General features: G+C 62.3%; 10 protein-coding genes. 5 read left to right on the plus strand and 5 right to left on the minus strand.

What is annotated here, in order from left to right; all coding sequences use genetic code 11:
* The 5 genes from ABJF10_RS25930 to ABJF10_RS25950 all read right to left on the minus strand — a co-directional run.
* A partial coding sequence (locus tag ABJF10_RS25930) for a PAS domain-containing protein (protein WP_348547526.1) occupies window positions 1–1787 on the minus strand: 1787 nt, incomplete at its 3' end.
* A 10-nt stretch (window positions 1788–1797) separates the two neighbouring features.
* Complete coding sequence (locus ABJF10_RS25935) at window positions 1798–3207, minus strand: ATP-binding protein (protein ID WP_348547535.1); 1410 nt, start codon at window positions 3205–3207, stop codon at window positions 1798–1800.
* A gap of 21 nt (window positions 3208–3228) precedes the next feature.
* Window positions 3229–3558, minus strand: coding sequence for a PAS domain-containing protein (locus ABJF10_RS25940; protein ID WP_348547527.1), 330 nt, complete (start codon window positions 3556–3558; stop codon window positions 3229–3231).
* Window positions 3555–5126 (minus strand): ATPase domain-containing protein, encoded by a 1572-nt coding sequence (locus ABJF10_RS25945; RefSeq protein ID WP_348547528.1) that lies wholly within the window; start codon window positions 5124–5126, stop codon window positions 3555–3557. The genes ABJF10_RS25940 and ABJF10_RS25945 overlap by 4 nt, the downstream gene beginning before the upstream one ends.
* Entirely contained in the window at window positions 5123–5560 is a 438-nt protein-coding gene (locus tag ABJF10_RS25950; protein WP_348547529.1) for a hypothetical protein, read from the minus strand. The genes ABJF10_RS25945 and ABJF10_RS25950 overlap by 4 nt, the downstream gene beginning before the upstream one ends.
* A gap of 671 nt (window positions 5561–6231) precedes the next feature.
* On the opposite strand from ABJF10_RS25950, the gene ABJF10_RS25955 reads away from it, so the two are divergent.
* The 5 genes from ABJF10_RS25955 to ABJF10_RS25975 all read left to right on the plus strand — a co-directional run.
* Window positions 6232–6489, plus strand: a complete 258-nt coding sequence (locus tag ABJF10_RS25955; protein ID WP_348547530.1) for a hypothetical protein — start codon at window positions 6232–6234, stop codon at window positions 6487–6489.
* Window positions 6490–6754: 265 nt separating this feature from the next.
* A complete protein-coding gene (locus ABJF10_RS25960) occupies window positions 6755–7936 on the plus strand; it encodes an ATP-binding protein (RefSeq protein ID WP_348547531.1) in 1182 nt (393 codons plus the stop codon).
* 20 nt (window positions 7937–7956) lie between these two features.
* A complete protein-coding gene (locus ABJF10_RS25965; RefSeq protein ID WP_348547532.1) occupies window positions 7957–8367 on the plus strand; it encodes a DUF2752 domain-containing protein in 411 nt (136 codons plus the stop codon).
* Between the two features lie 109 nt (window positions 8368–8476).
* Window positions 8477–8746 carry a hypothetical protein gene (locus ABJF10_RS25970; protein ID WP_348547533.1) on the plus strand — a complete coding sequence of 90 codons (270 nt, stop codon included), beginning with the start codon at window positions 8477–8479 and terminating at the stop codon, window positions 8744–8746.
* Window positions 8747–8862: 116 nt separating this feature from the next.
* On the plus strand, window positions 8863–9144 hold a 282-nt coding region (locus ABJF10_RS25975), incomplete at its 3' end, for a response regulator (protein WP_348547534.1).

The raw sequence follows: 9144 nt of genomic DNA on the forward strand, positions 1-9144 counted from the left end.
GTCACATGGCCCCGCCGCGCCTGGAGGATCGCCATGCTGCGGGCGGAGTCGGTGGTGTCATCGACGATGAGGATGCGGCGCGAAGTGGTTTCGCGCGCATCTGGAGGCGGTAGGGCGGGGGGTGGGGGCGCCTGGCGCAGGATCGGCAGGTGCACGATGAATTCACTACCATGGCCGAGCCCCTCGCTGCGCGCCTCGACGGTGCCCCCATGCAGCTTCACCAGACGGCTCACGAGCGTAAGGCCGATGCCGAGGCCGCCATGCGCGCGGTCCAGAGCGCGGGTCTCTTGGACGAAGAGATCGAACACCCGCGGCAGCAACTCGGGGGCGATGCCCGTACCGTTATCGCGCACCCGGATGATGACCTCCGGTGGCTCGACGCCGACGGCGCGTTCCGCGCTCAACGAGATCTCGCAACCGTCGCCGCTGTATTTGCAGGCGTTGCCGAGGAGGTTATTAAAGACCTGTTCGAGCCGGGTGGCGTCGCCATTCAGGAAGACCGGCCGGCGGGGCATCCAAACGGCCAGTTTCTGATGGCGCGCCGCGCAGCCGGAGCGGGCGAGACTGCTGGCGGCGGTGAGGATCGCCTCCAGGGCCACGGGTTGCGTGCGCAGTTCGATTTTCCCCTCGGTGATGCGCGAGACATCGAGCAGGTCGTCGATCATGCGGCTCATGTTTTCGATCTGCCGGCCGATGATGCGCTGCGCCTGTTGCCGCTCGTCTTCGCTGGTCTCGGCACTTTGCAAAATCGCCGCGGCATTGCGCAGGGGCGCCAGGGGATTGCGCAATTCGTGGGCGAGCATGGCGAGAAATTCATCCTTGCGGCGATCGGCGCGCGCCAATTCGACGGCCCGTTCCGCGAGGACGTTTTCCATGACGCGACGTTCGGTCACGTCGCGGGAAATGGCGAGCAGGCGTGTGGTCTGGCCTTGGGCATCGAGGATCGGCGAAATCGCCACGTCCCACCATTTAGGTTCCCCGCGTGGGGTGCGAAAAAAGCCGACGAAGTGTCCATCTCCCCCCGCCGCCGCCCTCTGCACGGCCACCCGTGCCGCCGCCCGGTGTTCGCCATCCCAGAACTCGAGCCAGGAGGTATTCAGGTAGGGGCGCACGTCCTCGATGCCGAGCAGATCCTGCCCGCTTTCCATGGAAAGCAGAGTCCCGGCAAGATCGAGCACCTTGATACAGTCCGGACTGTTGACAATAATGCTGCGGTTGAACTCCTCGCTTTGGCGCAGGGTTTCCTCCACGCGCTTGCGCTCGGAGATATCCGTCAACGATTGCAGCACCGAGGCCGGGTTCCCGTCCTGGTCGCGATCCAGCGTTTTGCGGACGAGCACCGTGAGGCGCTGGCCGTCGCGCCGGGTGTGCACCAGCTCACCCGTCCAGCGACCGGTCCGATAAAGCTCCTCGGCGATTTGCGCGAGGGGCGTCACCGATTCCGTTTGGAGCAGTGCGTGACTGGTCTGGCCCAACGCCTCCGCGCGCGACCAGCCGTAAAGCACTTCCGCACCACGGTTCCAATAAGAGATTTCGCCGGACACGGTCCGGACGATGATGGCGTCATCCGTCAGATCGAGAAGGCGCGCTTTTTCCGCCAGCTCCCGGGCGGTCTTCTCTCTCGCCGCGATTTCCAGTTGGAGCTGCGCAGTCAGGTGCTCCGCCGCGTCCCGGAGTTCATGTTGATGCACCGCCCCGAGGATCAGCGCTTCGTTCATCTCGACCGTCCGCTCGAGTAATTGCGCGCGGTCGGCGGGGAGCTCAGAGGTTGGTAGTTCGTCGGCCATACAGGCTCCGCTACGGAGGCGATACCGGGGCGGGCTTCTGTCCGGCTGTTCCGGTTCCGGCGAGAACCTCCTTCAGCATTTTCAGCAGCTCCGCCGCCGTGTAGGGTTTGGGCAGGATGTGTTTCACGCCGAGGTCGGCCAGTTGCGTGGCGTAGGTGGTGGAGGCGAGACCGCTGACCGCGATGATGGGCAGTTTCGCATCCATGCCCTGCAAAATGCGAATGGCCTCCGGACCTTCCATCACGGGCATCGACATGTCCGTGATCACCGCGGCGATTTCCCCGGCCCGCTGGGCGTAGATGGCCACCGCTTCCGCGCCGTTGCAGGCGAGAATGACCCGGTAGCCAAATACCTCCAGAATCTGTTTGGTCATCCGGCGCATGGGATCTTCATCGTCCACCACCAGGAGCAGTTCCCCATTCCCGGGCGGCCGCTCCGGCTCGGGCGTTATCTCGGCGGGGGGCGTGGTTTCCGCTTGCGCCGAGAGGAAGACTTGAAACGCGGTGCCTTTCCCCACCTCGCTTTCGGCGCGGATAAAACCGTCGTGGCTTTTGATGATCGCCAGAGAGGTGGACAAACCGAGACCCGAGCCTTTGCCAAAATCCTTGGTTGTGAAAAACGGATCGAAAATATTCTCCAGGACCTCCGGCGGAATGCCCGTGCCGCTATCCTTGACCTCCAGCATGCAGTAGCGACCGGGCTGGGCGCAGGGATTTTGCTGGAGCCTCTCGTCGTTCGGGGTGATCTCCCGATTTTCCGCCGAAATCGTGAGCACGCCGCCGTTGGGCATGGCGTCCCGGGCGTTCAGGCAGAGATTGAGCAACACTTGGTGGAGTTGCGTGGAGTCGCCCATCACGGTCCAGAGCCCCGGCGGGACGGACGTCCGTATTTCGATATGCCGGAGGAAGGTCTCAAAAACCAGGTTCTCAATTTCCCCCACCAGACGCGGGACCTCGACGACAGCCCGCTTGCCATCGACCCCGCGGGCGAAGGAAAGAATCTGCCGCACCATGTCTGCGCCGCGGTGGGCACTGGTATCCATAACGGTGAGCAGCTCCCTGCTCCCCGGGTCGGTAATCTTCATCCGGAGCAGATCGAGAGACATCATGATCGGCCCGAGGGAATTGTTCAGGTCGTGGGCGATGCCGCCGGCCAGCGTGCCAATGCTCTCCATGCGCTGGGCGCGGAGCGATTGCTGCTCGAGCTTTTTGCGCTCGGTGAGATCCACGAATGAGGCGATCGCGCCGGTGGTCTCTCCGGCGCCGTTTTTCAGCGCGGCAAAGTTGACCAGGGCCGGCACCCGCGAGCCGTCGGGCCGCTCAATAGCCACTTCCACGTCGAGCGCGGGTTGGCCCGTGCGCAGGACTTCGACGATGGGGCTTTCGGCAGGCGGCAGGAGCGTGTCATCCGTCCGCCACAGCCGGACTGATCCGCAATGACGCTAGACGCCGCGCACCGGCTCCCGCCCCCACAGCTCCACGGCGCGGACATTGAAGTGCTGGATGATCCCCTCCGAGTCGCAAGCAAAAACCGCCATCGGAGCGGCGTCGAATAACGCGCGCAGATGTTCCTCGCTTGCACCCAGCGCCTTCTCTGCCTCCTCGCGTTGGGCGATTTCGGCCCGGAGCTGGGCGTTCAGGTTCTCGGCGGCTTCCGTCAGTTCGTGCTGCCGCACTGCGGCGAGCATCAACGCCTCGTTCATCGCGACCGTCTGCTGCAAATGTTCGAGATCCGCCCGCGCCTCGACCGATGATGATGGGCCGGCGCTCATGTCGGTTTGATCGTAGTCGCTTTCGGTTCCGGGGCCGCTTCTTCCCGCTGCCCGATGCGCTCCGGAAGCCCCGTGGTCAGCCGTGCGTAATCCGTCTGGCGCGGGTGAATGACCACCACGCCCTTGTCGGTAATCACATACTCGCGGATGTCTTTGCTGTGATTGCCGCCGCGCATTTTGATCACCACCATCACCTTGCGGAGCTGGCCATCGATTTCCACGTAGCGCAGCCGGATGATATCGTCGGTGAGAAAGGAAATGGCGTAGTGGCTGAAGGACATCTCGGTAAAGGTGTCCTCCACCTCGACCGTGCTCAGCACGGTGATGCCCGCGCCGGTCAACGCGCCGATCATGCGGTAGAGCGATTCGCGAAAATCCGCCCGAAAATCGGGAGCCAGCGCCATTTCGAAACCGACCAGTGAATCAATCACCAGTCGCTTCGCGCCGACGCGCGTAATGGCTTCGAGCAGCTCCTGCATCGTTTCATCGACTGACAGATCCAGCGGACGCAGGTAGAGGATTTCCAGGTTTCCTTTCTGCTGCGGCGCTTTTAAGTTCAGTCCGAAACTGGCGGCCCGGTCGGTGTAGCCGTTCGGGCGCTCTTCAAAGACGGCAATGATGCCCGGTTCCCCGCTGCGCAGCCCTTCGGCAATGAACTGCGTGGCCAACGCCGATTTCCCCGTGCCCGAGGGGCCCGCGACGAGCAGGCTGTCGCCTTCGAGCAAGCCGCCCCCCAGCATTTGGTCCAGCTCTGGAATGCCGATGGAAAGACGCCGGGTCCGCGAGGGAATCACCTTCGTTCCCACCAGGCCCAGGGTCCGCGAGAACGCCTGCACTCCTTCGTCGCTGATGCGGATGGTGTGCAGGCCGGGAACCGAAGCCTGACCGCGCAACTTCATCACCTGCAGCTTGCGCACCACCGAATTGCGCTCCGCCACCTGGGAGAGCCAGATGAGGCCGTCGGCGACGGTGAAGACGGGATTGTCCCGCACCTCTTCGGGCACATATTCACCCACCAGAAAAGTGGTGGCTTCCCAACCCGTGAGGAACTGCGCGAGGCGCTGGACGAAGATTTGCATCTCCAACTCGCTCGTGCTGAGCATCGCCTTCCGGATCACCGTGCGGAACGAATCCACTACGACGAGGCTCGGGCCAACCGCCGCGACCTGGCGGGCGATCTCCTGGAAGACCGCGTCCAGGTCCTTTTCCAGCACCACCTCGGCGAGGTTGATGAAACGGATCGCCTGGCCCAGCTTCGAGGCGTCGAAGAAAGTATACTGCTGCTGGTAGCGCAGCATCTTCATCGCCGGCTCGCCCAAGACGGTGAAATAGAGCGCGGGCTTTTTGACCGTGGCGTTGGCGAAAAGGATCTGGTGCGCCAGGGTCGTTTTGCCACAGCCCGGCGTGCCCGCGATGATGTTGAAGGAAAACTCCGGGATGCCACCGCCCAGGATGTCGTCCAGGCCGCGAGCGCCGCTCGGAATTTTGCGGATGATCACTTTTCCCGGTGGTCCCGCCAATTTTTTCCGCGGCTTGTGAAGGGTAGGGGCGCTCGGTTTCTTTTTCATGGCTGATCTCCTGGAGTAAATTGCGAATCTTCGAGGGAAAGTTTGGGCCAGACGTCGCGTACCATCCGCAGGGTGAGATGATGCCCGATAAAAGCGTCCAGCAGGCCGAGGAGATGGGAGACTAAAAGCACACAACCCTCGGTCAGTTCTTTGGCTGCGACCTGCGCTTCCGGTTGGTCCCAACCTTCCAACGCGCCATCCGCTTTGACCTGCACCGCCTTCAGCCACGGCGTTTTCACGCTGGCCACCGCGAGAGCCCGCGAGAGCACGGCCTGAAACCCCGCCTTCCCCATCAGTGTGCTGAGATACGGGCGAAGCTTTTCACAAACGTGAAAGGCCGCGGGGGGGGCGGGCCCGGACGAATCTTTGCTCCCCATCTCCTGCGCGACCAGGCGAGCGGCGAGCTCCATCATCTGGGGAGTGACCTGGCTCATCGAAAACTCAGGTTCGGCCCGCCTCCGGTAAACATTCCCGGATCCACGATGCCCCACGATGCGACACCGCGCTTGGGTGGGGGGATTTGCGGCGTGCGTTGGCTAAGATGGAAGTGAAATGAGATATGCAAAATTCCTCTTTGCTGAATCGTCCTGCGGGACGCGCGTGAGTGGGTCCGCCATGCCTTTAGGGACTATGTTCTTCTGGCGTCTATTCGACCAATACCTTTACCGCATTGGTACATAGCTTATAGCTATTGTAGCGCTGCCTAGCGTGTGTGGAGGAATCTCCCTGTCTGTGAAATGGGGGCCCAGCACCTTTCGACACCCGGAAATTACGATGCTTTAAAAGTATACGCTCCGTCGGGCGAAGATAGAGGACTACGTAATAATACGTTTAACTTATAGTTAACTAAAAGAGAACGATACTAGGCAATGGTGTTGCCGACGCGCCCTTCCTATTCGGCGATAATAAACACAATCAAGCGGGTTCGATAGCCCGATGCTTTATTGTCATGAAGATCCCCGCCTCTCAGACGTACACTCGGGCCGACGTAGAGATCCTGATCGCCGAAGCCAAACGAGTGATGGGCATTTAGACACAGATGCATTTTCCAGGGGTGGCGCGAAAATGAACATTGCCTGACGACATAGTGTCGGATAGAAACAATATGAAAACGGTCGTTCCTGCGGTCTTTGCCTTGGCGCTGCTCGCTGGGTGCGCGAGCGGTGGTTCGGTATCCAGATCGGGTTCCAGTTCCAGTTCGGACTCGGGAGGGATCGATCCGGTGACGATGGCTGGGATCGAAGCGAGCAACCGGGCGACGGACGAAGAGATTCAGCGGGTGAATGCGGATGCCAATGCGGCGGCGTCGGAGGCCGTCAGCGCGGCGTCGGCCGCTTCGGCGGCCGCGACGGCGGGTCAGTAGTCTGCGGTGTCCCTGTGCGAGGCCTTCCGGGAGCTTTTCTCCTCGAATCGATTCTGCGGAGACTTTCGCCGGAGAAGCCGCGGTCGATTGGCTCCGTTGGCTCCGTTGGATCTGTTGGCTCTGTTGGCTCTGTTGGCTCTGTTGGCTCTGTTGGCTCTGTTGGCTCTGTTGCGGAAAATGAGCATTTTTGGCAAAAAAAGTGCATTTCCGTCAGGCCTTGCGGTTTCAGTAGCCTTGCAAGCGCCGCCTTCGCTATCGTGGGAAGGTGAACTCTGGATTCCTCGACAAGCTCATCGAACGCCTCGGGCGCGTGCGCCCGGAGGACGTGCAGGGCTATCTGTTGCGGCTGGCGGATGAGAAGGGGTTCCTCGAGACGATCTTCAACGCCATCCACGAAGGGGTAATCGTGACGGACGTAACGGGGCGCATTTCCTACCTGAACCGGGCGGCCTGCGCGCTCTTCGGGCTGGAGCGCGAGGCCTGCATGGGCGAGCCGCTGGCGGAACGGTTGCGCGGGCTCGATTGGGAGAAGCTGATGGAGGCGGGGGAGGTGGTGTCGCGCGACATGGAGGTGTTCTATCCGCAGCACCGCTACCTGAATTTCTACATCGTGCCGCTGAGTCTCGATCCCGTGCCGGCCAAGCGCCCGCGCACGGACCGGCCGGAGCGCGTGGGCTACGCGGTGATCCTGAGGGACATCACCGAGACGCGGCGCTCGACGGAGGAGACGATCCAGTCCGAGAAGCTCACGGCGCTCACGTTGCTGGCCGCGGGCGTGGCCCACGAGATCGGCAATCCGCTGAACTCGCTGCACATCCATCTCCAGCTCATGGAGCGCAAGCTGCGCAAGGTGCCGGCGGCGGCCCGCGCAGACTTGCAGAAGTCGCTGGAGGTGGCGCGCGAGGAGATCACGCGGCTGGACTCGATCGTGCAGCAGTTCCTCGGCGCGATCCGGCCCGCGCGGCTGGAGGCGCGACTGGAGAATGTGAACGCCCTGGTGCAGGAGGCGGTGGCTTTTCTCCAGCCAGAGATCGAGAACCGCAATATCCTCGTCGAGCAGGAACTGCGCAGCGACCTGCCCCTGATCAAGGTGGATCGCAACCAGCTCAAGCAGGCTTTCTACAACGTCATCAAGAACTCCTTTCAGGCGATGCGTTCGGGCGGATTGCTGCGCATCCGGACGGACGTGGACGACTCCTTTGTGACGATCAGCTTCGCCGATACGGGCGGCGGCATTTCGCCGGAGAGCATGAGCAAGATTTTCGAGCCGTTCTTCACGACGAAGGCCAGCGGCACCGGGCTCGGGTTGCTGATCGTGCGACGGATCGTGCGGGAGCATGGTGGGGAGATCGACCTGGCCAGCGACGAGGGGCACGGCTTGACGCTGACGATCCGGCTGCCGCTCCGTAATCAGGTCGCCCGCATGCTGGAGGCCGGCACGCCGTGAGCGGCCGCCGGCGGCTCGTCTTGACGAGCTTGCTCGAGGATCCGCGGGTGTCGCTGGCCATCCTGGGAGCGGGCGCGGCGCACGTGACGCTGACTGCCGCTGGACTGGGAGGATGGCCTTGCCCGTTCTACCACGCGACCGGCTGGCCATGTCCCGGTTGTGGACTGGGCCGGGCCTCTGTGTTGCTGCTCCGCGGCGAGTGGCGCGGCGCGCTGCGGCTGCACGCCTTTGCGCCGGTGCTCCTGGTCGCCCTGGCCGTGCTCGGTGCAGGGTTGGTGCTGCGCGGTCGGGCGAGGGAAAGGCTGCGCACGGCTGTTCGCTGGCTGGAGGAGAAAGCGATGCTCTCTGCGGTTTTGCTCAGTGGGGCGCTGATTTATTGGTTGCTGCGATTATTACTCGACGAATCACAGTGGCAACTGCTAGTCAGCTAGGTACTGGCGATTCCCGCCACCCAGCAACCCAAAACAACACATCGTGCAAATACTGGCTGATGTTCTGGTGAACCCCCTCCAGCAATTTGCACCTAATCCACATAATCCTATGCAAGCACTCAGCTACCTGGTTTCCCTCGGCTCGTTCGTTTGTTTCATCATGGTTCTTATCAAGCTCTTCAAAGAGAAGGGGGCGCTGCATGGCATTCTGGGGATCCTTTCGTGCGGCTTGTATCCGTTGATTTGGGGTTGGATCCATAATGGGCGACTTGGCATCAAGAACATCATGATCATCTGGACCGTGCTCATCGTCGTGGGCATCATCCTGAACGTCGTGGTCGGTGCAGCCGCAGTTTCCGCCGCATCGCACGCCCAGTAGACTGCTTCTAACGGCAGTTTTGCCGCTTGTCCCCGTGAAATGTCACGGGGATGTCGCAGTCGTGTTCTTGCCAAGGCGGGCGGGGGCCGCTACATGTCGCCGCTCCCCGCCCGCCCGTGAATCCCACCATCCTCATTGTCGACGACGAAAAGCACACCCGTGAAGGGTTGCGTGCTTCGCTGGAAGACAGCTTCGAGGTCTACATCGCCGCCGAGATCGGTGGGGCGATGGGGGTTCTGGAGCGCGAGCATGTGGATCTCATGCTCACCGACCTGCGGCTGGCCGGTGAGGATGGCATGGTCTTGGTGGAGAAGGCGCTGGCCATGCCCCATCCGCCGATCGTCATCATGATGACGGCCTACGGCTCCGTGGACGCGGCGGTCGAGGCGATGAAGCGC

It is taken from the genome of Chthoniobacter sp., assembly GCF_040003245.1.
In the GTDB taxonomy this organism is placed as follows: Bacteria; Verrucomicrobiota; Verrucomicrobiia; order Chthoniobacterales; family Chthoniobacteraceae; genus Chthoniobacter.

What these genes read in the sequence shown, in the direction of transcription:
- ABJF10_RS25945 (WP_348547528.1), bottom strand. Translation starts at nt 5,126, where the DNA reads ATGAAAAAGAAACCGAGCGCCCCTACCCTTCACAAGCCGCGGAAAAAA.
- ABJF10_RS25955 (WP_348547530.1), top strand. Translation starts at nt 6,232, where the DNA reads ATGAAAACGGTCGTTCCTGCGGTCTTTGCCTTGGCGCTGCTCGCTGGG.
- ABJF10_RS25950 (WP_348547529.1), bottom strand. Translation starts at nt 5,560, where the DNA reads ATGAGCCAGGTCACTCCCCAGATGATGGAGCTCGCCGCTCGCCTGGTC.
- ABJF10_RS25940 (WP_348547527.1), bottom strand. Translation starts at nt 3,558, where the DNA reads ATGAGCGCCGGCCCATCATCATCGGTCGAGGCGCGGGCGGATCTCGAA.
- ABJF10_RS25970 (WP_348547533.1), top strand. Translation starts at nt 8,477, where the DNA reads ATGCAAGCACTCAGCTACCTGGTTTCCCTCGGCTCGTTCGTTTGTTTC.